17 protein-coding genes and 2 tRNA genes are annotated in these 21415 nt (G+C 68.1%); 3 read left to right on the top strand and 16 right to left on the bottom strand.

Annotated features, from left to right (window positions below; translation table 11 throughout):
• Positions 1-21: 21 nt before the first annotated feature.
• From OHB49_RS27855 to OHB49_RS27810, 10 genes are all read right to left on the bottom strand, one after another.
• On the bottom strand, positions 22-1563 hold the full coding sequence (locus OHB49_RS27855) for a CYTH and CHAD domain-containing protein (RefSeq protein WP_329163818.1): 1542 nt from the start codon (positions 1561-1563) through the stop codon (positions 22-24).
• Positions 1564-1624: 61 nt separating this feature from the next.
• Positions 1625-2815, bottom strand: a complete 1191-nt coding sequence (gene rodA / locus OHB49_RS27850) for a rod shape-determining protein RodA (protein ID WP_030970101.1) — start codon at positions 2813-2815, stop codon at positions 1625-1627.
• On the bottom strand, positions 2815-4989 hold the full coding sequence (gene mrdA, locus OHB49_RS27845; protein ID WP_030970099.1) for a penicillin-binding protein 2: 2175 nt from the start codon (positions 4987-4989) through the stop codon (positions 2815-2817). The genes rodA and mrdA overlap by 1 nt, the downstream gene beginning before the upstream one ends.
• A 61-nt stretch (positions 4990-5050) precedes the next feature.
• Positions 5051-5713: a rod shape-determining protein MreD gene (gene mreD / locus OHB49_RS27840; RefSeq protein ID WP_030970097.1), complete on the bottom strand. Its 663-nt coding sequence runs from the start codon at positions 5711-5713 to the stop codon at positions 5051-5053.
• A gap of 11 nt (positions 5714-5724) precedes the next feature.
• Positions 5725-6750, bottom strand: coding sequence for a rod shape-determining protein MreC (gene mreC, locus OHB49_RS27835; protein ID WP_030970094.1), 1026 nt, complete (start codon positions 6748-6750; stop codon positions 5725-5727).
• A 108-nt stretch (positions 6751-6858) separates the two neighbouring features.
• Complete coding sequence (locus OHB49_RS27830) at positions 6859-7878, bottom strand: rod shape-determining protein (protein ID WP_030970092.1); 1020 nt, start codon at positions 7876-7878, stop codon at positions 6859-6861.
• A 292-nt stretch (positions 7879-8170) separates the two neighbouring features.
• Positions 8171-8584 (bottom strand): nucleoside-diphosphate kinase, encoded by a 414-nt coding sequence (gene ndk / locus OHB49_RS27825; protein ID WP_037698740.1) that lies wholly within the window; start codon positions 8582-8584, stop codon positions 8171-8173.
• Between the two features lie 200 nt (positions 8585-8784).
• Positions 8785-9126, bottom strand: a complete 342-nt coding sequence (locus OHB49_RS27820) for a DUF4233 domain-containing protein (protein ID WP_329163817.1) — start codon at positions 9124-9126, stop codon at positions 8785-8787.
• Between the two features lie 4 nt (positions 9127-9130).
• Positions 9131-10654 (bottom strand): bifunctional tetrahydrofolate synthase/dihydrofolate synthase, encoded by a 1524-nt coding sequence (folC, locus tag OHB49_RS27815; RefSeq protein ID WP_030970086.1) that lies wholly within the window; start codon positions 10652-10654, stop codon positions 9131-9133.
• 130 nt (positions 10655-10784) lie between these two features.
• Complete coding sequence (locus OHB49_RS27810; protein ID WP_329163816.1) at positions 10785-13406, bottom strand: valine--tRNA ligase; 2622 nt, start codon at positions 13404-13406, stop codon at positions 10785-10787.
• 138 nt (positions 13407-13544) lie between these two features.
• Here OHB49_RS27810 and OHB49_RS27805 point away from each other — a divergent pair, with 138 nt between their 5' ends.
• Positions 13545-14525 (top strand): hypothetical protein, encoded by a 981-nt coding sequence (locus OHB49_RS27805; protein WP_329163815.1) that lies wholly within the window; start codon positions 13545-13547, stop codon positions 14523-14525.
• A gap of 76 nt (positions 14526-14601) precedes the next feature.
• Here OHB49_RS27805 and clpX read toward each other — a convergent pair whose 3' ends face one another.
• From clpX to OHB49_RS27780, 5 genes are all read right to left on the bottom strand, one after another.
• Positions 14602-15900, bottom strand: coding sequence for an ATP-dependent Clp protease ATP-binding subunit ClpX (clpX, locus tag OHB49_RS27800; protein WP_030970081.1), 1299 nt, complete (start codon positions 15898-15900; stop codon positions 14602-14604).
• A gap of 157 nt (positions 15901-16057) precedes the next feature.
• Positions 16058-16741 carry an ATP-dependent Clp protease proteolytic subunit gene (locus OHB49_RS27795; protein WP_030921266.1) on the bottom strand — a complete coding sequence of 228 codons (684 nt, stop codon included), beginning with the start codon at positions 16739-16741 and terminating at the stop codon, positions 16058-16060.
• A gap of 47 nt (positions 16742-16788) precedes the next feature.
• The gene (locus tag OHB49_RS27790) at positions 16789-17394 is read right to left on the bottom strand and encodes an ATP-dependent Clp protease proteolytic subunit (RefSeq protein WP_018551584.1); all 606 of its coding nucleotides are present in this window, start codon (positions 17392-17394) and stop codon (positions 16789-16791) included.
• A 264-nt stretch (positions 17395-17658) separates the two neighbouring features.
• Entirely contained in the window at positions 17659-19047 is a 1389-nt protein-coding gene (tig, locus tag OHB49_RS27785) for a trigger factor (protein ID WP_030970078.1), read from the bottom strand.
• A 150-nt stretch (positions 19048-19197) separates the two neighbouring features.
• Positions 19198-19274, bottom strand: a tRNA-Pro gene (locus tag OHB49_RS27780).
• Between the two features lie 159 nt (positions 19275-19433).
• On the opposite strand from OHB49_RS27780, the gene OHB49_RS27775 reads away from it, so the two are divergent.
• A tRNA-Gly gene (locus OHB49_RS27775) sits at positions 19434-19507 on the top strand.
• A 75-nt stretch (positions 19508-19582) separates the two neighbouring features.
• On the opposite strand, the gene OHB49_RS27770 is transcribed toward OHB49_RS27775, so the two are convergent.
• On the bottom strand, positions 19583-19777 hold the full coding sequence (locus OHB49_RS27770; protein WP_030921275.1) for a hypothetical protein: 195 nt from the start codon (positions 19775-19777) through the stop codon (positions 19583-19585).
• A gap of 480 nt (positions 19778-20257) precedes the next feature.
• Between OHB49_RS27770 and OHB49_RS27765 the strand changes: the two genes are divergently transcribed.
• Positions 20258-21412 (top strand): acyltransferase family protein, encoded by a 1155-nt coding sequence (locus tag OHB49_RS27765; protein WP_030970075.1) that lies wholly within the window; start codon positions 20258-20260, stop codon positions 21410-21412.
• Positions 21413-21415 lie beyond the last annotated feature (3 nt).

Here is a 21415-nt window from a genome sequence, read left to right as displayed (position 1 = left end):
CCATCCAGCGTACCCCGGTGCTCAGCCTTCCAGCGCCGCCCGCAATTTCGGCCGGGACGCCCGCTCCCACACCTCGGGAAGCTCCTGTTCGCGGGCGGCGGCGGTCGCCTCCTCGTGCCCGTACAGCAGTCCCCAGGTGAATGCGGTCTCCCCCGCGGCGTGCGCCTGGGCGGCCAGTGTGCGCAGGGCGCCGCGGGCGACGACGCTGTCCTGGTGGTCGCCGAGCAATGTCTGCACGGCCTTCATCCGCCGGGCGAACTTCTTGGCGGGACGGCCCAGCGCGGCGGTCGCCGCCTCCCCCGCGTACCGGGCGCGTTTCGCCGCCTTCCGGGCGTCGTGCATGGCGAGGTCGCGGTCGGGGCCGGGCCGGAGTTCCAGGGCGTGGCCGATACGGGTGGCGAGGCGCTCGTAGTCCCGGAGCAGGGCGCGGGGCAGTGCGTCCTCGGGGGCGTGGGCCGCGGCGGGCAGCAGCGGCGGCGCGGCCTGGAGCGCGTCGAGGCTTTCCAGGAGGGCCAGGTAGCGCTTCCCGTCGAGTACGCCGACGGACCGGCGCCGGGAGCCGTGCCGGCGGGCCACGGACCAGATCCGGAGCCGGCTGCGGACGGGGCCGAGGACCAGGGTGCCGGGCAGGTCGGCGATCCGGGCGCGCAGACGTTCGTCGAGGACCTCCTGGTCGCGGTCGATTCCGAGCTCGGCCGCCAGCCATTTCAGCTCGTCGCCGACGGGGTCGGTGACGGTGCGGTCGAGGATCTTCCGGTACGTCCTGAAGGCGCTGCGCAGTCTGCGGGTGGCGACCCTCATCTGGTGCACGGAGTCGGGGAGGCCGCGGCGTACGGCGGGGTCGAGGGCGACGACGGCGGTGATCTGGTCGCGTACGTAGGCCATGACGTGGTCGCCCGCGGTCCGGGGCCGTGCTGCGGTCTTCTTCGCGGTGCGCTGCTTCTTCGGGGCCGTCCGGCTTCCCGGGGCTGTCTCGGCGAGGGCCCGGGCAAGTTTGGAGGCCGATGCGGACGGCCTCACACCAGCCTTGCGGAGCCGGTGTTCGACTGCGTCGAGGAAGGCGGGATCGCCGTCGTCGGCGAGTTCGACCTCGATCTCGGTCCAGGCCGCTGTGCCGCTGCCGCCCGCGATCCGGACGGCCCGGACCTCGTCGACGCTGAGTTCGGCGAGGAGCGACCCGTCGGGGCCGAGCAGATGGTGGACGTCTCGCGAGGAGTGCAGCCGGACGACGGGGACGAGTTCCGTCTCCCTGACCCGGGAGCGCACCAGTGCGGCGAGGCTGCCCGGGAGGGTGTCCGAGAGCGGGGCCCGGATCTCGTCGCGGATGCCGGAGGCGACGGGAAATTTGAGGTGCCAGCCCGCGTCGTCACCGCCGGTGCGGCGACGCAGGGTGAGTGAGTCGGCGGCGAGCCGCTGGTCCTCGGTGTCGTAGTAGACGGCGTCGAGTTCCATGACGCCGCGGTGGTCCACGGCCGCGACCCCGGCCACCCGGGTGAGCTCGGGGAGCCGGGTTTCGACGGTGGCTTCGTACTTCCGCTCGATTTCGCGCTTCGAGTCCGCCATGCACCGAATCTAGACGCGTTTGCCGCCGTCCGGCAGGGGGCCCGGCGGATGGGGCACCTGCTCAGGCCGTTATCGGCCGCTGCATCCTGATCGACTGGAGCAGTCCGATGGCCACCCAGACGGCGAACATGGACGACCCTCCGTACGACACGAAGGGCAGGGGGAGCCCGGCGACGGGCATGATGCCGAGCGTCATGCCGATGTTCTCGAACGCCTGGAAGGCGAACCAGGCGATGATCCCGGCGGCGACGATCGTGCCGTACAGCTCGGTGGTCTCGCGGGCGATCCGGCAGGCGCGCCACAGGACGATGCCGAGGAGGACGAGGATCAGTCCGGCGCCGAGGAAGCCGAGCTCTTCGCCCGCGACGGTGAAGACGAAGTCGGTCTGCTGCTCGGGGACGAACTGGCCGGTGGTCTGGGTGCCCTGGAAGAGGCCGGTGCCGGTGAGTCCGCCGGAGCCGATCGCGATGCGGGCCTGGTTGGTGTTGTAGCCGACGCCCGCCGGGTCGAGTGCCGGGTTGGCGAAGGCGGCGAAACGGGCGATCTGGTAGTCGTCGAGCAGGCCGAGCTGCCAGACGGCGACGGCTCCGGCGATGCCGGCGGTGAGGAGGCCGAAGATCCAGCGGTTCGACGCCCCGGAGGCGAGGAGCACGCCGAGCACGATGACGGCCATGACCATGACGGAGCCGAGGTCCGGCATTCCCATGACGATCACCATCGGGAGGAGCGCGAGGCCCAGCGCCTTGGCGACGGTCCGGTGGTCGGGGTGCACCTGGTCGCCCGCGTCGACGCGGGCGGCGAGGACCATCGCCATGACGAGGATGATGGTGATCTTGGTGAATTCGGACGGCTGCAGGGAGAAGCCGCCGCCGATGATGATCCAGGCGTGGGCGCCGTTGACGGTGGCGCCGAGCGGGGTGAGCACGGCGACGACCAGGAGCACCGAGAGGCCGTAGAGGATCGGGACGGCGCCGCGCAGGGTGCGGTGGCCGAGCCAGATCGTGCCGACCATCAGGGCGAATCCGATGCCCGTGTTGAGGGCGTGCCGGAGCAGGAAGTAGTACGGGTCGCCGTGGGTGAGGGCGTCACGGCCGCGGGTCGCGGAGTAGACCAGGGCGGAGCCGATGAGGGAGAGCGCGATGGCGGAGCCGAGGAGCGGCCAGTCGAGCCGGCGTACGACGGAGTCGCGGGCGGTGAGCCGGCCCCAGGCGGAGCGCTTGGGGGCGTACCGGGAGACGGAGAAGCCGGACATCAGTCACGCCTCCCGAGCACCGCGGCGAGTGTCTGCTCCGCCGGGACCTTCTGCGAGTCCGGGTCATAGGGCTTGATCGTCGGGGCGTCGATCGAGCCGTCGTGCTGGATCTTGGGCAGGGACTTCTGCGGGTGGGGCAGCAGCGCCTTCTTGAGGTCCTGCTTGCCGGAGTCGTCGAGTCCGTAGAGCGCGTCGTAGATGTTGCGGACGGCAGGCCCTGAGGCGCCGGAGCCCGTACCACCTTGGGAGATCGTCATGACGATCGAGTAGTCCTTGGTGTACGTGGCGAACCACGAGGTCGTCTGCTTGCCGTAGACCTCGGCCGTGCCCGTCTTGGCGTGCATCGGGATCTTGTCCTGCGGCCAGCCGCCGAACCTCCAGGCGGCGGTACCGCGGGTCGCGACGCCCGCCAGCGCCCCCTCCATCTCCTTCAGGGTCTTGGCGCTGACCGGCAGCTTGCCGTGCGACTTGGGCCCGATCATGCTGACCTGCTTGCCGTCGGGGCTGACGATCGCCTTGCCGACGGTCGGGTCGTAGAGCGTGCCGCCGTTGCTGATGGCGGCGTAGATGGTCGCCATCTGGATCGGTGTGACGAGGGTGTCGCCCTGACCGATCGAGTAGTTGATCGAGTCATAGGCGTGCAGCTTCATGCCCTCGAGGCAGTTCTCGTGGGCGAGCACGGTGTTGAAGTCCTTCTTCTTGGGCCACTTCTTGGCCTCTTCGCACCAGGTGTCCTTGTTGGCCTTCCAGAAGTCCTTCTTCCACTGGCGGTCGGGGACGCGGCCGGTGACCTCGTTGGGGAGGTCGATGCCGGTCTCCTTGCCGAGGCCGAACTGGTGGGCGGTCTTGAAGAACCAGTCCTTGGGGTTCTTCTTGGGCTTCATTCCGCCGTCCTTCTGCCACTGCTGGTAGCCGAGGCCGTAGAAGACGGTGTCGCAGGAGACCTCGAGTGCCTGGCCCAGGGTGATCGGGCCGTGGCTCTGCGATTCGAAGTTCTGGTAGGTATGGCCCTCGGCGGTGTACGAGCTGCCGCAGGTGTAGTGGCCGTCGAACGGGTAGCCCGCCTGGACGGATGCCGCGGTCGAGACGACCTTGAAGATCGAGCCCGGTGCGGCCTGGCCCTGGATGCCCCGGTTGAGCAGCGGATAGTTGGACTTCTTGCTGGTCATCCGGGCGTAGTCCTTGCCCGAGATGCCGCCGACCCAGGCGTTGGGATCGTAGTCGGGCAGGGAGGCCATCGCGACGACGCGGCCGGTCTTGGCTTCCATGACGACGACGGCACCGGAGTCGGCCTTGTAGTTCTCGTTGGTGTTCTTGTCGAACTGGGTGCGGGCGACCTTCATCGCATCGTTCAGCTCGTACTCCGCGACGGCCTGGACCCGGGCGTCGATGGAGGTGACGACGCTCGATCCGGGCTCGGCCTTGTCGTCCTTCGCCTGGCCGATGACCCGGCCGAGGTTGTCGACCTCGTAGCGGGTGACGCCGGCCTTGCCACGCAGTTCCTTGTCGTACGTGCGCTCCAGGCCGGAGCGGCCGACCTGGTCGGAGCGGAGGTACGGCGACTCGGTGTCCTTGGCCTTGGTGATCTCTTCGTCGGTGACGGGAGAGAGGTAGCCGAGGACCTGGGCGGTGTTGGCCTTGCCGGGTGCGGCGTAGCGGCGTACGGCGGTGGGTTCGGCGGTGATGCCGGGGAAGTCCTCGGCACGTTCGCGGATCTGGAGGGCCTGCTGGGTGGTGGCCTCGTCGGTGACCGGGATCGGCTGGTACGGCGAACCGTTCCAGCAGGGCTGCGGCGTCTCCGAGTCGCAGAGCCGGATCTTGTCGAAGACGTCCTTCGGCTTCATGCCGAGCACATCGGCGAGCCGGGTCAGGACGCCCTTGCCGTCGTCGTCCATCTTCATCAGATCGGTGCGGTCGGCGGAGACGACGAGGCGGGTCTCGTTGTCGGCGAGGGGCACTCCCCGCGCGTCGAGGATGGAGCCGCGGACCGCGGGCTGGACGACCTGCTGGACGTGGTTGTTCTTCGCCTCGTCGGTGTACTCCTGGCCGTTGCGGATCTGGAGGTACCAGAGGCGGCCACCGAGCGTCAGCAGCAGGGAGAAGACGAGAACCTGGATGATGATGAGCCGGATCTGGACCCGCTGGGTCCGGCCCGTCTCCGGGATGTTGCTCACGGGGCGCCCCCGGTAGTGGTCGGGCCGGGGGTCCGGGGGGTGTCCCCGGCGAGGTTCAGCCTCACAGTCGCTTGACTCCCTTGATCCGTCCCGCCCGTGCCGCTCGGCTGCGGGCAGCCTTCAAACGCAGTCCGCCGCGCGGGCCGCCGATCCTGAGTCCGGTGCCGGAGGACAGCCAGCCCGCGGCCATGTCGCCGCCGCTGGAGGAGTCGGAGAGCGGGTCGTTCTCGGTGCGTCTGGCGAGCGCCATGATCAGTGGAACGGTGAACGGCGCGAGGAGAAGATCGTAGACGGCTGCGGTGAACAGCAGGCTGCCGAGGCCGACATGACGGGCGGCGGTGTCGCCGACGAGGGCGCCGACGAGGGCGTACAGCAGGGTCGATCCGATCGCCGCGGCCACGACGGCGGCCATCGGGACGAACGCGGACTTGAGCCGGCCGTTGTCCGGCCGGACAAGTCCCGCGCAGTAGCCGATGACGCAGAGGACCAGGGCGTACCGTCCGGCGGCGTGGTCGGCGGGCGGTGCCAGGTCGGCGAGGAGTCCCGCGCCGAAACCGATCAGGGCACCGGCGACATGTCCGTACACGAAGGCCAGACCGAGGACGACGAGGAGCAGCAGGTCGGGCACGGCCCCGGGGAGCTGCAGTCGGGCGAGTACGGAGACCTGGACGACCAGGGCGATCACGACCAGTGCGGTGGAGAGCAGAGTCCGGTTGAAGCGCATGGGGATCAGCTCTACCTCTGCTCGTTGACCGTGTTGCCGGTGGATCCGGTGGGGCTCGGACTCCCGCTGGGGGTCCCGTTGACGTTCCCGACCACCTTGCCGTTGGTGTCGACGATGTCGCCGTTGGGCGAGATCGTGACGGTGACCGTCGGGGTGGGGGTGGGCTTCGGCTTCTCGGCCTTCTTCGGCAGGACCATGTCGCGGGGGTCCTCGCGCGGTGCCTGGACGACGATGCCGACGATGTCGAGCTTGCTGAAGGCGGCGTACGGGCGGACGTAGACGGTACGGGTGAGGTCACCGCCCGACGGGTCGACGCGGACGACCTCGCCGACCGGGACGCCCGGCACGAACGGCTTGCCCTTGCTGGAGCCGAAGGTGACCAGCCGGTCGCCCTTCTTCACCTTGGCCTTGCCGTTGAGGAACTGGACGGACAGCGGACGGTCGCCCTGGCCGGTGGCGAAGCCGAGCTCGTCGGTCTTCTCCATCCGGGTGCCGACGGTGAAGTCCGGATCGTTGGCGAGGAGCACCGTCGCGGTGTCCGGGCCGACGGTGGTGACCCGGCCGACGAGCCCGTCGCCGTTGATGACGGTCATGTCGCGCTTGATGCCGTCGTCGGAGCCGGCGTCGATGGTGACGGTCCAGGAGAAGCCCTGGGCCGCTCCTATGGCGATGACCTCGGCAGCCTTGATGCCGTACTGTCCGGCGGACGACTTCTTCAGCAGCTTGTCGAGTTCGCGGACCCGGTTGCGGTTGCGGTCGTCGCTGCCGAGCTTCGCCTTCAGGGCGGCGTTCTGCTGTTCCAGGACGGCGATCCGGTCGTGTCGTGCACCGGATGCACGGATCGCCCCTATGGCGTTGCCCACCGGATCGACGGCTGCCGCGACGCCTTTCTCGACCGGCCCGAAGGCCGTTGCGGCGGCCTGCCGGGCGCCGTCCACCGGTGACTCCTCGCCGCCGCGGATGTCCACCGTAATCAGTGCGAATGCGATGGCGATCAGCAGCACCAGGAGCAGCCGGCTCTCTCGTGTGTCCCTCACGTGCGGCGGCCGTGCCTTCCTCGTCGGAATGTTCGTGCCTGTATATCAACGATCCGCCGCACGGGCGGCAGCGCCCGTACGGCGGACCGCTGTGTTGTCGCCCCGGTACTACCTGCGGGGCTGGGCGTCCAGCACCTGCTGGAGCGCCTCGAACTCCTCGACACACTTGCCGGATCCGAGCGCCACCGAGTCCAGCGGGTCCTCGGCGATATGGATCGGCATGCCGGTCTCGTGGCGCAGCCGCTCGTCCAGCCCGCGCAGCAGCGCACCGCCGCCGGTGAGGACGATGCCGCGGTCCATGACGTCACCGGACAGCTCCGGCGGGCACTTGTCGAGCGTCGTCTTCACGGCGTCGACGATCGCGTTGACCGGCTCCTCGATGGCCTTGCGGACCTCGGCTGCGGAGATGACCACGGTCTTGGGCAGTCCGGAGACCAGGTCGCGACCGCGGATCTCGGTGTGCTCGTCCTTGTCGATCTCGTACGCCGAACCAATGGTGATCTTGATCTGCTCGGCGGTCCGCTCACCGAGGAGGAGCGAGTACTCCTTCTTGATGTGCTGGATGATCGCGTTGTCCAACTCGTCGCCGGCGACCCGGATCGACTGGGCAGTGACGATTCCGCCGAGCGAGATGACCGCGACCTCGGTGGTGCCGCCACCGATGTCGACGACCATGTTGCCGGTGGCCTCGTGGACCGGGAGGCCCGAGCCGATGGCCGCGGCCATCGGCTCTTCGATGATGTGCACCTGGCGCGCACCGGCCTGCGTCGACGCCTCGATGACGGCGCGCCGCTCGACCCCGGTGATGCCGGAGGGCACGCAGACGACGACCCTCGGCCGGGCCAGGTAGCGGCGCTTGTGGATCTTCAGGATGAAGTAGCGGAGCATCCGCTCCGTGATCTCGAAGTCGGCGATCACGCCGTCCTTCAGGGGGCGCACGGCAACGATGTTGCCCGGCGTCCGCCCGATCATCTTCTTGGCCTCGGAACCGACTGCCAGGATGCCGCCGGTGTTGGTGTTGATGGCCACGACGGACGGCTCGTTCAGAACGATGCCGCGCCCCCTGACGTACACCAGCGTGTTGGCAGTCCCGAGGTCGATAGCCATGTCACGGCCGATGAACGACATTGAGTTCCCCTTGTTCCCCATGAGGATGCGTCGGGCCTTCCCAAGAAAGCGATGATGGCTTGTTTTTGGTAGGCGAAGTGAGCGCTGCGGGCGTGGAAGATTCCATCGTAGTGCCGTACGCACGGACACCGCGCGAGGGGCCTTCGCCAGTGTGGGCGGAACGGGTGGCCGTTCCACTCATGGTGACGCTACGTCGGAGGGATGCGTTCCCCCGATCGGCGGTCATATGCCGAAGGGCGACCGAATTACTTCGGTCGCCCCAGGTCATCAGCGCTGTTCGGCTGATCCGAGGTCAGGAAAGTCCCGGAAAGAACAGCTTCAGTTCCCGCTCTGCGGACTCCTCGGAGTCCGAGGCGTGGATGAGGTTCTCGCGGGTGATCGTCCCGAAGTCGCCACGGATCGATCCGGGCGCGGCGGCGATCGGGTCGGTCGGACCGGCCAGGGCGCGGACGCCCTCGATGACCCGCTCGCCCTCGGCGACCAGGACGACGACCGGGCCGGACTGCATGAACTCCACGAGCGGCTCGTAGAACGGGCGGCCGACGTGCTCCGCGTAGTGCTGCTCCAGGGTCGCACGGTCCAGCGTGCGCAGCTCCAGCGCGGTGACCTGCCAGCCGGCCTTGCGCTCGATCCGGCCGACGATCTCGCCGATCAGCCCACGCCGGACGGCGTCGGGCTTGAGAAGGACGAGGGTGCGCTGAGTCATGTGCGGCTCCTTGAAGGCATGCGGGTGCGGTGAGGCGAGATTACAGGGCTACGCGGACGGGCCGGCGGCCGGGTTTGCCCGCCGTCACGGGCTTCAGCCGGCCGCGGGGGCCCTGAGGGCCGTCCCGTGATCCCTGGCGGGCGTTCGGACAACGCGCGACGACAGCTACGGCACCTCGCCGCGTTGTCCGAACGCCCGCCCTAGCTGGTCGCTTCCTGCGCCGCCCAGCGAGCCTTGGCCTCGTCGATCTTGCGGCCGTAGTGCACCGAGGCCCACCAGAGGGCGCCGAAGAGCAGACCGAGGATGTACATCATCGGGATGAAGAACCCGCCGGCGACCAGCGCGATCTGCAGCGCCCAGCCGAGCTGCACGCCGCCGGGGCGGGTGATCACGCCGCAGAGCAGGACGGACAGCAGCATGCCGATGCCGCAGACCGTCCAGACGGTGGCGTTCGACAGGTCGTCGGACTTCATGGCGACGAGTCCGGCGAAGCCGATCACGAAGAACTCGCCGATCAGCGTCGATGCACAGAGCGTACGCACAGGGTCAGTGCCTTCCCAGAAGCAGCCGGGCCTCGCCGACCGTGATCACGGAACCGGTGACGAGGACGCCGGCGCCCGCGTACTCGTCCTCCTCCTCGGCGAGGGTGATCGCCGCCTCCAGCGCGTCGTCGAGGCGCGGTTCGACCTGGACGCGGTCGCCGCCGAAGACCTCGACCGCGATGGCGGCCAGTTCGTCGGCGTTCATCGCGCGGCCGGTGGAGTTCTGTGTGATGACGACCTCGGCGAAGATCGGCTCGAAGGCTTCGAGGAGCCCCCGTACGTCCTTGTCGTCGCTGGCGCCGACCACGCCGATCAGCCGGGAGAAGCCGAACGCCTCGGACAGCCCGTCGGCGGTGGCGCGGGCACCCGCCGGGTTGTGGGCGGCGTCCAGGACGACGGTCGGACTGCTCCGTACGACTTCGAGGCGGCCGGGCGAGCGCACCGAGGCGAAGGCCCGGCGGATCGTGTCGTGGTCGAGCGAGCCGGGCTGCTCTGCACCGATACCGAAGAACGCCTCGACCGCGGAGAGCGCCACCGCCGCGTTGTGCGCCTGGTGGGCGCCGTACAGCGGGAGGAAGATCTCCTCGTACTCGCCACCGAGGCCACGCAGGGTCAGCAGCTGCCCGCCGACCGCGATCTCGCGGGAGACGATGCCGAACTCCATTCCCTCGCGGGCGACCGTGGCGTCGACCTCCACGGCCTTCTTCAGCATCACCTGGGCGGCGTCGACCGGCTGCTGCGCCAGGATGACCGTGGCGTCCTGCTTGATGACCCCGGCCTTCTCACCGGCGATCTCGGCGGGCGTGGTGCCGAGCCGGTCGGTGTGGTCCAGCGAGATGGGGGTGACGACGGCGACCGAGGCGTCGATCACGTTCGTCGCGTCCCAGCTGCCGCCCATGCCGACCTCGACGACCGCGACATCGACCGGCGCGTCGGCGAAGGCCGCGTACGCCATGCCGGTCAGCACCTCGAAGAAGGAGAGCCGGTACGGCTGCTGGGCGTCGACCATCTCGACGTACGGCTTGATGTCCTGGTACGTCTCGATGAACCGCTCGGGGTCCATCGGCGCACCGTCCAGGCTGATCCGCTCGGTGATCGACTGGACGTGCGGCGAGGTGTAGCGGCCGGTGCGCAGGTCGAAGGCGCCGAGCAGCGCCTCGATCATGCGGGCCGTGCTCGTCTTGCCGTTGGTGCCGGTGATGTGGATCGAGGGGTACGCGCGCTGCGGCTCGCCGAGCACGTCCATCAGTGCGGCGATGCGCGCCACCGAGGGCTCGAGTTTGGTCTCGCCCCAGCGGCCGGCGAGCTCCTGCTCCACCGCGCGCAGCGCCTTGTCCACCTCCGGGTCGGCGGGGCGGGAGGGGACCTCGTCGTCCGGGACCGGTCCCGAGGCGGTGCGCAGGGTGCGGCTGCCGGCCTCGATCACCGCCAGGTCGGGGTCGCGTTGGGTCGCTTCGTCGACGATCTCCGCGAAGGTGTCGTCGGACTCGGACGCGTCGTGCCGGTCGGAAGGGCGGGGCTCACTCACGGGGCCCAGTCTACGGACCGGGACGGACATCCGGCGCAGCGCCCGGGCAATGGGCACGAATGGGCGCCCGTACGGCGAAGCCCCCGTGCCTCTGGTCGGTCAGGGGCACGGGGGCTTCGCACTCAGGTCATCAGCTCTGCGGCAGGTTCGCCAGCTGAGCGGTGATCCTCGCGATGTCCGCGTCGGCCTTGGCGAGCCGGGTACGGATCTTGTCGACCACGTTGTCCGGGGCCTTGGCCAGGAACGCCTCGTTGCCGAGCTTCGCGTTGGCCTGGGCCTTCTCCTTCTCGGCGGCGCCCAGATCCTTCGTCAGCCGCTTGCGCTCGGCCTCCACGTCGATGGTGCCGGACAGGTCGAGTGCGACGGTGGCTCCCGCGACCGGCAGCGAAGCGGTGGCGTGGAAGCCGTCCCCGGCGGGCTGCAGGCGCAGCAGCTGGCGGATGGCCGCCTCGTGCGGGGCCAGCGCCGTGCCGGTCAGGGTGAACTCGGCCGGGACCTTCTGGCCGGGCTGCAGACCCTGGTCGGAGCGGAACCGGCGGACCTCGGTGACGACCTGCTGGACGAGCTCGATCTCCTGTTCGGCGGCCTCGTCACGGAAGCCGGAGTCCTTCGGCCAGTCGGCGATGACGACGGACTCACGGCCGGTCAGGGAGGTCCAGAGCGTCTCGGTGACGAAGGGGACGACCGGGTGCAGGAGCCGCAGCATCACGTCGAGGACCTCACCGAGGACCCGGCCGGAGACCTTGGCCTGCTCGCCGCCGGCGAAGAACGTGGTCTTCGACAGCTCGACGTACCAGTCGAACACCTCGTCCCACGCGAAGTGGAAGAGCGCCTCGCTGAGCTTGGAGAACTGGAAATCGTCGTAGAACGCGTCGACTTCGGCGACGGTCTTGTTGAGCTTCGACAGGATCCAGCGGTCCGTCGCGGACATCTGCGACGGGTCGGGCAGCTCGCCCTCGATCGTGGCACCGTTCATCAGCGCGAAGCGCGTGGCGTTCCAGATCTTGTTGGCGAAATTACGCGAACCCTGGACCCAGTCCTCGCCGATCGGGACGTCGACACCGGGGTTGGCGCCGCGCGCCAGGGTGAAGCGCAGCGCGTCGGAGCCGTACTTGTCCATCCAGTCCAGCGGATTGACCGCATTGCCGAAGGACTTGGACATCTTCTTGCCGAACTGGTCGCGGACCATGCCGTGCAGAGCGATTGTGTGGAAAGGCGGGGTGCCGTCCATCGCGTACAGGCCGAACATCATCATCCGGGCGACCCAGAAGAAGAGGATGTCGTAGCCGGTGACCAGGACGGAGTTCGGGTAGAACTTCGCCAGGCTCTCGGTCTGCTCCGGCCAGCCGAGCGTCGAGAACGGCCACAGACCGGAGGAGAACCAGGTGTCCAGGACATCGGTCTCCTGCGTCCAGCCCTCGCCGCTCGGGGGCTGCTCATCGGGGCCGACGCAGACGATCTCCCCGTCCGGGCCGTACCAGACGGGGATGCGGTGGCCCCACCACAGCTGACGCGAGATGCACCAGTCATGGAGGTTGTCGACCCAGTCGAAGTACCGCTTCTCCATCTCCTGCGGGTGGATCTTGACCCGGCCGTCGCGGACCGCGTCGCCGGCCGCCTTGGCCAGCGGCCCGACCTTGACCCACCACTGCATGGACAGCCGCGGCTCGATCGTCGTCTTGCAGCGCGAGCAGTGGCCGACGGAGTGGACGTACGGGCGCTTCTCGGCGACGATCCGGCCCTCGGCGCGGAGAGCGCCGACGATGGCGCTGCGCGCCTCCAGCCGGTCCAGGCCCTGGAAGGGACCGTGCGCCGTGATGATCGCGTGCTCGTCCATGACGGCAAGGCTCGGCAGACCGTGCCGCCGGCCGATCTCGAAGTCGTTCGGGTCGTGCGCGGGCGTGACCTTGACGGCGCCCGTGCCGAACTCGGGGTCGACGTGCTCGTCGGCGACGACCGGGATGCGGCGGCCGGTGAGCGGCAGCTCGATCTCCTTGCCGACCAGGTGCTTGTAGCGGTCGTCCTCCGGGTGAACGGCAACAGCCGTGTCGCCCAGCATCGTCTCGGCACGGGTCGTCGCGACGACGATGGAGTCCTCGCCCTCGCCGTACCGGATGGAGACGAGCTCGCCGTCGTCGTCCTGGTACTCGACCTCGATGTCAGAGATGGCCGTGAGACAGCGCGGACACCAGTTGATGATGCGCTCGGCCCGGTAGATCAGCTCGTCGTCGTAGAGCTTCTTGAAAATGGTCTGGACGGCCTGGGAAAGACCCTCGTCCATGGTGAAGCGCTCACGCGACCAGGCGACACCGTCACCAAGGCGCTTCATCTGCCCGGAGATCTGCCCGCCGGACTCGCCCTTCCACTGCCAGACGCGGTCGATGAAGGCCTCGCGCCCCAGGTCGTGGCGGGACTTGCCCTCCTTGGCGAGCTCACGCTCGACAACGTTCTGCGTGGCGATACCGGCGTGGTCCATGCCGGGCTGCCACAGCGTCTCGTAGCCCTGCATCCGCTTGCGGCGGGTGAGGGCGTCGATCAGCGTGTGCTCGAAGGCGTGCCCCAGGTGGAGGCTGCCCGTGACGTTCGGCGGCGGGATGACGACGGTGAACGGAGGCTTGTCGCTCGTCGCGTCGGCCTCGAAGTAACCACGTTCTACCCAGCGCTCATACAGCTTCCCCTCTACCTCGGCCGGTGCGTACTGGGTCGGCAGTTCGGGGTTGCTGGCTGGCGTCTGCTGAGTGTTCTCGGTCACGGGGGACAGTTTAGGGCCGTCACAGTCATGCACTGAAACCGGTTTGTTCAGTAACGGTGTGGCTCCCGCCGCCCCATGTCCGCGGGGCTTCCGACAGGATGTTCGGAACGCATAAGCATTGTGGAGGGGACAGCGCAGATGAGCTACAACCAGCCGGGCCCGTACGGGGGCCAGCCGCCGCAGGGCCAGCCCGGACCGTACGGCAGCCAGCCGCCGCAGGGTCAGCCCGGCCCGTACGGCCAGCAGCCGGGCCCGTACGGCGGTCAGCCGCCGCAGGGCGGCCAGCCGGGGTACGGATACCCGCAGCAGGCCCCCCAGGGTGTTCCGCAGCAGCCCCAACCGGGCTACGGCTACCCGCAGGCCCAGCAGCCGGGCCCGTACGGCCAGCAGCCCCAGGCCCCGTACGGCCAGGCCCCCTACGGCGGCCAGGTCCCGATGCCGCCGGCCGCGCCGAAGAAGAAGACGGGTCTGATCATCGGCGTTGTGGTCGTGGCGCTGGCGGTCATCGCGGGCGGGGCGTACTTCCTGACGTCGGGCGGGGGCAGCACGTCGGTCGCGGACGACGGCAAGACGTACAAGCTGACGACGCCGGCGACGGTGCTCGGGGGCACGTACAAGAAGGCACCGAACAGCACCGAAGACAAGATGACGGACGACGACCTCAAGGAGTTCGAGCAGTACGGGGTGGACAACCCCAAGAGTGCTGCGGGCAGTTACACCTCCGGCGACGCGGCCGCCCAGAAGATGCTGTCGTTCAGCGGGGTGTACGGCGAGATCGAGGATCCCGCCGCTGTCGTCGACGCCATGTTCGGCAAGATGAAGACCGAAGCCGCCAAGGACAAGGAGTCCACCGGCGAACTGGTGGGCAGTCCGAAGACCTACACCCCGGCCGGGTTCGAGAACGGCATCCTGAAGTGCCAGGAAACCAAGATCTCGGGCGAGAGCGGATCGGCCAAGCCCACGTCCATGCCCATCTGCATCTGGGGCGACCACAGCACCGTTGCCGTGGTCATCGACATGGACATGGCCGCAATGATGACCGGTAAGAGCATGTCGGTGGAGAGCGCCGCCAACAACGCGGCCAAGCTCCGCAACGACGTCCGCGTCGAGGTCAAGTAGCACTTCGCGCGGCACTGAAAAGGGGCGCCCGGCCAGTCACCTGTCCGGGCGCCCCTTCGCGTACGTGTCGCTGCCGCTACGCGGACTTCTCGTGCCGTCCGCCGTCGTTCTTGCCGATCGTGCGCGGTTCGCGCGGGACCAGCGTCGGGTTGACGTTGTTGCGGACCACGTCCGCCGTGATGACGACGCGGGCGACGTCCTTGCGGGACGGCACCTCGTACATCACGGACTGCAGGACTTCCTCCATGATGGCCCGGAGACCACGCGCGCCGGTACCACGCAGGATCGCCTGGTCGGCGATGGCCTCCAGCGCCGGGCGGTCGAAGTCCAGCTCCACACCGTCGAGTTCGAACAGCCGCTGGTACTGCTTCACCAGTGCGTTGCGCGGCTCGACGAGGATCTGCAGCAGCGCCTCGCGGTCCAGGTTGTGGACCGAGGTCAGCACGGGGAGGCGGCCGATGAACTCGGGAATCATCCCGAACTTCACCAGGTCCTCCGGCATGACCTCCTGGAACTGGTCACTCGCCTCGATCTCGCGCTTGGAGCGGATCGTCGCGCCGAAGCCGATGCCCTTGGCGCCCGCCCGGGACTCGATGATCCTCTCCAGGCCGGCGAAGGCACCGCCCACGATGAACAGCACGTTCGTCGTGTCGATCTGGATGAACTCCTGGTGCGGGTGCTTCCGGCCGCCCTGCGGCGGTACGGAGGCGGTGGTGCCCTCCAGGATCTTCAGCAGGGCCTGCTGGACGCCCTCGCCGGAGACATCACGGGTGATCGACGGGTTCTCGCTCTTGCGGGCGACCTTATCGATCTCGTCGATGTAGATGATCCCGGTCTCGGCCTTCTTGACGTCGTAGTCCGCGGCCTGGATCAGCTTCAGCAGAATGTTCTCGACGTCCTCGCCGACATAGCCGGCCTCCGTCAGCGCCGTCGCGTCGGCGATGGCGAACGGAACGTTGAGCATGCGGGCCAGCGTCTGCGCGAGGAGCGTCTTGCCGGAGCCCGTGGGGCCCAGCAGCAGGATGTTGGACTTGGCCAGCTCGATGGCGTCGTCCCGGCCCTGCGCGCCGGCGTTCTCGCCCGCCTGGACCCGCTTGTAGTGGTTGTACACAGCGACCGAGAGGGCCTTCTTCGCGGGCTCCTGACCGACGACGTACCCCTCGAGGAACTCGTAGATCTCGCGCGGCTTGGGAAGTTCCTCCCACCGCACCTCCGAGGTCTCCGCGAGCTCCTCCTCGATGATCTCGTTGCAGAGATCGATGCACTCGTCGCAGATGTACACACCGGGTCCCGCAATGAGCTTCTTCACCTGCTTCTGGCTCTTTCCGCAGAACGAGCACTTGAGCAGGTCGCCGCCATCACCGATGCGTGCCACGAGGTGCTTCCCCTTCGCCTGGGAGCAGCTTGGTGCAGCGGCTCCTGGTGCCTCTATCCGACGGTACCTTGCCTGGCCCCCCGTTCGGGCCCCCCTTGGCACGGTTCACGCGGTCACGACCGTGTGAACCGACCGTGCCAAGGGGTAAAGACCGACGTCAGGCCATCGCTCCGGCCGCGCTCTTGCGGGTGGAGACGATCTGGTCGACGAGACCGTAGGCGAGGGCGTCCTCGGCAGTCAGGATCTTGTCGCGCTCGATGTCGTCGCGGATCTTCTCCAGCGGCGTGGTGGAGTGCTTGGCCAGCATCTCCTCCAGCTGGGTGCGCATCCGCAGGATCTCGTTGGCTGCGATCTCCAGGTCGGACAGCTGCTCACGGCCCGTCTGCGAGGACGGCTGGTGGATCAGCACACGGGCGTTGGGCAGTGCCATGCGCTTGCCGGGCGTACCGGCTGCGAGCAGCACGGCCGCGGCGGAAGCGGCCTGGCCCATGCAGACCGTCTGGATGTCCGGCTTCACGAACTGCATCGTGTCGTAGATCGCGGTGAGCGCGGTGAACGAGCCGCCGGGGCTGTTGATGTAGATCGAGATGTCGCGGTCCGGGTCCATCGACTCCAGGCACAGCAGCTGCGCCATGACGTCGTTGGCGGAGGCGTCGTCGATTTGGACGCCGAGGAAGATCACGCGCTCTTCGAAGAGCTTCGCGTACGGGTCGTACTCACGCACACCCTGCGAGGTGCGCTCCACGAAGCGCGGCACGATGTAGCGGTTGTCCACCTGCGGGCCGGTGTAGAGACCGCTCGCGGAGGCGCCGGGGAAGTTGTTCATGTGGGTGTTCACCATCCTGGTGGCGTTCTGGGGGCTGGGGCTGCGGGCTGGACGGACAGGGCTCAGGCCCCGGTGCCGCCGCCGCCCGGAACGCCCGAGGCGATCGTGATGATCTCGTCGATGAGGCCGTAGTCCTTGGCCTCCTCCGCGGTGTACCAGCGGTCGCGGTCACCGTCGCGAATGATCGTCTCCACGGTCTGACCGGAGTGGCGGGCGGTGATCTCCGCCATCCGCTGCTTCGTGCGGAGCAGGTACTGCGCCTGGATCTTGATGTCCGACGCGGTACCACCGATGCCGGCCGAACCCTGGTGCATGAGGATGTCGGTGTTCGGGAGCGCGAAGCGCTTGCCCGCGGTGCCACCGGTCAGCAGGAACTGGCCCATCGAGGCCGCCATGCCCATACCGATGGTGACCACGTCGTTCGGGATGTACTGCATGGTGTCGTAGACCGCCATGCCGGCCGTCACCGAGCCACCGGGGCTGTTGATGTAGAGGTAGATGTCCTTGTCCGGCTCCGCGGCAAGGAGAAGCAGCTGCGCCGTGATCTTGTTGGCGATGTCATCGTCGACCTGCTGACCGAGGAAGATGATGCGCTCGCCGAGCAGTCGGCTGTAGACCTGGTCGCCGAGGCCACCACCGAGGGACGGCTCTCCGGCGGCGTAAGGCATCAGATTCGTCACGTATCCACCTGCTCGTCTCTGACGGCTCCGGCCGTCTCAGCGTCTTCGTACCGGGCGGGCGGGGGCTCCCCCACCCTTCCTATTCATGGACCCTAACGCGCAGGTAGGACAACGCCATCCCGCTTCCGCAACTGTTCGCTGGGAGCGCAAGCTGAGCAGTGCGCACAAGGGTTGTGGGGGTTGGCCACGGATACGACGACGGGCTCCGGGCGCTGAGCGTCCGGAGCCCGTCGTACGGGTTCAGCGCGAGGCTCAGGCCTCGGTCTTCTCCTCGGCGGCGTCCTCGGTGTGACCCTCGGCGGCCTCGACCGTCTCGATGGCCTCTTCCTCGTCGTCCTCGAGCTCGACGAGCTCACCGTTGGTGTCGACGACCTTGGCGGCCTCGACGACCACGGCGAGCGCCTTGCCACGGGCGACCTCGCCGACGAGCATCGGCACCTGGCCGCCCTCGACGACGGCCTGGGCGAACTGGTCGGGGCTCATGCCGGAGGAAGCAGCGCGCCGCATGAGGTGCTCGGTGAGCTCCTCCTGGTTGACGTTCAGCTTCTCCTTGTTGACGAGCTCGTCCAGGATGAACTGGGTCTTGATGCCCTTGACCGCCTGCTCGGAGGTCTCGGCCTCGAACTCCTCGAGCGTCTTGCCCTGGATCTCCAGGTACTTCTCGAGGGTCAGACCCATCTGGCCGAGCTGGTGGTGCTCGAGGTTGTGCTTGCGGGTCTGGACCTCGTCCGCGAGCAGCTTCTCGGGGATCGGGACCTCGGCCAGCTTCAGCAGCTCGTCGAGGACGCGCTCCTGGGCCTGGGTGGCCTGGTCGTACTGCTTGGTGTTCTCGAGGCGCTTGCGGCTGTCCGCCTTCAGCTCGTCGAGGGTGTCGAACTCGCTCGCCATCTGGGCGAACTCGTCGTCCAGCTCGGGGAGCTCACGGGCGGCGACGGCGGTGACCTTGACGGTGACCTCGGCCTCCTTGCCCTCGGCCGAGCCACCCTTCAGCTCGGACGTGAAGGTGGCCTCGCCGCCCGCCTCCAGGCCGGTGACGGCCGCATCGATGCCGTCGAGGAGCTCGCCGGAACCGATGGTGTACGAGACACCCTCGGCCACGCCGTCCTCCAGGACCTCGCCGTCGACCTTGGCCTGCAGGTCGATCGTGACGACGTCGCCCTCTGCGGCGGCGCGCTCGACCGGGTTGGTGGAGGCGAAGCGGCCACGGAGCTGCTCCACGGCCTTCTCGACGTCCTCGTCGCTGACCTCGAGGGCGTCCACGGTGACCTCGATGCCGGAGTAGTCCGGGATCTCGATCGCGGGGCGCACGTCGACCTCGGCGGTGAAGGCCAGCAGCTCGCCGTCCTTCAGCTCGGTGATGTCGACCTCGGGCTGGCCCAGAACGTTGAGCTCACCCTCGTTGACAGCCTCGGTGTAGAACTTCGGGAGGGCGTCGTTGACGGCCTCCTCCAGCACAGCACCACGGCCGAACCGCTGGTCGATGACGCGGTTGGGGATCTTGCCCTTACGGAAGCCCTTCACCGTGACCTGCTGGTTGATCTTCTTGTACGCCGCGTCGAGGCTGTCCTTGAGCTCCTCGAAGGGCACCTCGATGCTGAGCCGAACCCGAGTCGGGTTCAGGGTCTCCACGGCGCTCTTCACGGTTCGGTCTCCTTGGTGGCTGACTTCTTGGGGTTCTGCTCGGCCACCGGACAGCGGCTCCGCGGATCGAGCCCGGTACATCAGACACACGGGCACGCAATTTGCATAGTAACGGCAAGGGGGATGACTCCCACAATGCGATCTTGACTGTGGTCGGGGTGGCCGGATTCGAACCGACGACCTTCCGCTCCCAAAGCGGACGCGCTACCAAGCTGCGCCACACCCCGTCGGTGCGACACGTAGGGTACATGGAGACCGGCAGTGCACAGGCCGCTTTACGGGGGCGGCGTGGATTGCGGCACCCGGTGCCGCAATGAGGTGTGCGGACAACGTCCGCGACCCGCTACGATGCTCCTCGTGCCGCGGTCCGAGGACCTGCGGCGCCTGCGGGCGTAGCTCAATGGTAGAGCCCTAGTCTTCCAAACTAGCTACGCGGGTTCGATTCCCGTCGCCCGCTCCATGCGTGGGCCCGGTTCGGCGAATTGCTCGTCGGACCGGGCCTTCTGCGTTCCGCGTCCGCCTTCTGCGGTACGGATCAGAAGCTGATGTGGTTGATGGTCTCCGCTATCGAGTTCATGAACCTGTTGATCGACGGCGCCATGCCGGTCGATGCCAGGAAGAAGCCGAAGAGCACCGCGACGATCGCGGGTCCGGCCTTGATGGAGCCGCCTCGGATCAGGACCACCAGGATGATCGCCAACAGAAGCACCACAGACAGTGAAATGGCCACGACTGATCACACCCTTGGTCGGTCCGCCTTGCCGGCCCGGAAGCGTGCGCCCGGGCACTCCTCCGTTGCGTCCATCGTGCCACCAACTCCCCTGTGGTTGCTGCCAGGTGACGAATCGAACTGTCGGGATCGCGCCATCCTCACGCCCCGCGTGCGCGGGGGCGGACAGACCCGTCGACCGGCCCTTCCGGGGCTCCGCCCGGAAGGCGGCCGGCGGCGCGGGCAACTTCCGTGGGCGTCGGCCCAAAAGCCCGGGACAGTGATCGTTTCCATATCCACACAGGTCGTTCACACGCGTTTCGCCACGCCCGATGCGATGAAATTCACTACACCCAACCGCCTGGCGATATGCACCATTTAAGGAGGATCAATCGGGTGATAGGGGGCGGTTTTCGGTAGTTTCACTTTCGATTGGGCGGGAACACGCAATACCTGCGGACGGTTTTACGAATTCCAATCGAGGCGTCTAAGGTGCTTTAGATGTTCCACGCTCCGAACACATTTCAGAGGGCCCCGCTCCCCCCAGCGACCCGGGAGTCGGAGCCCAGACGCCAGGGCGGCACGACCATCACCGCGACGCGCCCCGAACCGGTGGTGAACCAGCCTTCGACGGCCGCGCCGACGAAGCGGCGTGACGCCTACTTCGACAACGCCAAATATCTGGCGATCGTGCTGGTCGCCGTGGCGCACGCGTGGGTACCGGTGATGGACGGGAGCCGGACCGCCCGCGCGCTGTACATGGTCGCGTACACGTTCCACATGCCGGCCTTCATCATCATCTCCGGCTACTTCTCACGCTCGTTCGACATGAGCGCCAAGAAGATGAAACGCCTGGTCACCGGCGTCGCCGTGCCCTATGTGGTCTTCGAGACGGCGTACTCGCTCTTCAAGCGGTACGCGGACGACTCGCCGGACCATCCGATCAGCCTGATCGACCCCTGGTTCCTCACCTGGTTCCTGGCCGCGCTGTTCATCTGGCGGCTCACCACGCCCGTCTGGCAGGCACTGCGCCACCCGCTGCCGGTCGCGCTCGTCATTGCCGTGCTCGCGTCGTTCTCCCCCACGATCGGCGACGATCTCGATCTCCAGCGGGTGCTGCAGTTCCTGCCGTTCTTCGTGCTCGGACTCCAACTGAAGCCTGAACATTTCCAGTTGATGCGTCGGCGTGAGGTGCGGCTGCTGGCGCTGCCGCTGTTCGCCGGGGCCGCCCTCTTCGCGTACTGGGCGGCGCCGCGGATGCAGCTGGGCTGGTTCTACCGCAGCAACAGCGCCCCGGAGATGGGCGCCCCGTGGTGGTCGGGTGCGGTGATGACGCTGCTGATGTTCGGCTGCGCACTGCTGCTCACCATCGGGTTCCTGGCATGGGTGCCGCGTCGCCACATGTGGTTCACCGTGCTGGGCGCCGGGACGATCTGCGGCTATCTGCTGCACGGTTTCCTGGTCAAGGGGGCCGGCTACGTCGGGCTGTTCGACCGGTACGAGTGGCTGGCCTCGCCGGGCGGGCTGATCGTCGTCTCGCTGGTCGCGGCCGGCGCGGTGACGCTGCTGTGCACGCCGCCGGTACGACGGGTGCTGCGTTTCGTGACCGAGCCGGACATGGACTGGGCGTTCCGGCGGGACGCCGCCAGGCTCTAGTGG

This window comes from Streptomyces sp. NBC_01717, from assembly GCF_036248255.1.
In the GTDB taxonomy this organism is placed as follows: domain Bacteria; phylum Actinomycetota; class Actinomycetes; order Streptomycetales; family Streptomycetaceae; genus Streptomyces.
This window is presented reverse-complemented; position numbering and strand designations above follow the sequence as displayed.

What these genes read in the sequence shown, in the direction of transcription:
- OHB49_RS27855 (WP_329163818.1), bottom strand. Translation starts at nt 1,563, where the DNA reads ATGGCGGACTCGAAGCGCGAAATCGAGCGGAAGTACGAAGCCACCGTC.
- rodA (WP_030970101.1), bottom strand. Translation starts at nt 2,815, where the DNA reads ATGTCCGGCTTCTCCGTCTCCCGGTACGCCCCCAAGCGCTCCGCCTGG.
- mreD (WP_030970097.1), bottom strand. Translation starts at nt 5,713, where the DNA reads ATGCGCTTCAACCGGACTCTGCTCTCCACCGCACTGGTCGTGATCGCC.
- OHB49_RS27830 (WP_030970092.1), bottom strand. Translation starts at nt 7,878, where the DNA reads ATGTCGTTCATCGGCCGTGACATGGCTATCGACCTCGGGACTGCCAAC.
- ndk (WP_037698740.1), bottom strand. Translation starts at nt 8,584, where the DNA reads ATGACTCAGCGCACCCTCGTCCTTCTCAAGCCCGACGCCGTCCGGCGT.
- OHB49_RS27805 (WP_329163815.1), top strand. Translation starts at nt 13,545, where the DNA reads ATGAGCTACAACCAGCCGGGCCCGTACGGGGGCCAGCCGCCGCAGGGC.
- OHB49_RS27795 (WP_030921266.1), bottom strand. Translation starts at nt 16,741, where the DNA reads ATGGTGAACACCCACATGAACAACTTCCCCGGCGCCTCCGCGAGCGGT.
- OHB49_RS27790 (WP_018551584.1), bottom strand. Translation starts at nt 17,394, where the DNA reads ATGCCTTACGCCGCCGGAGAGCCGTCCCTCGGTGGTGGCCTCGGCGAC.
- OHB49_RS27765 (WP_030970075.1), top strand. Translation starts at nt 20,258, where the DNA reads ATGTTCCACGCTCCGAACACATTTCAGAGGGCCCCGCTCCCCCCAGCG.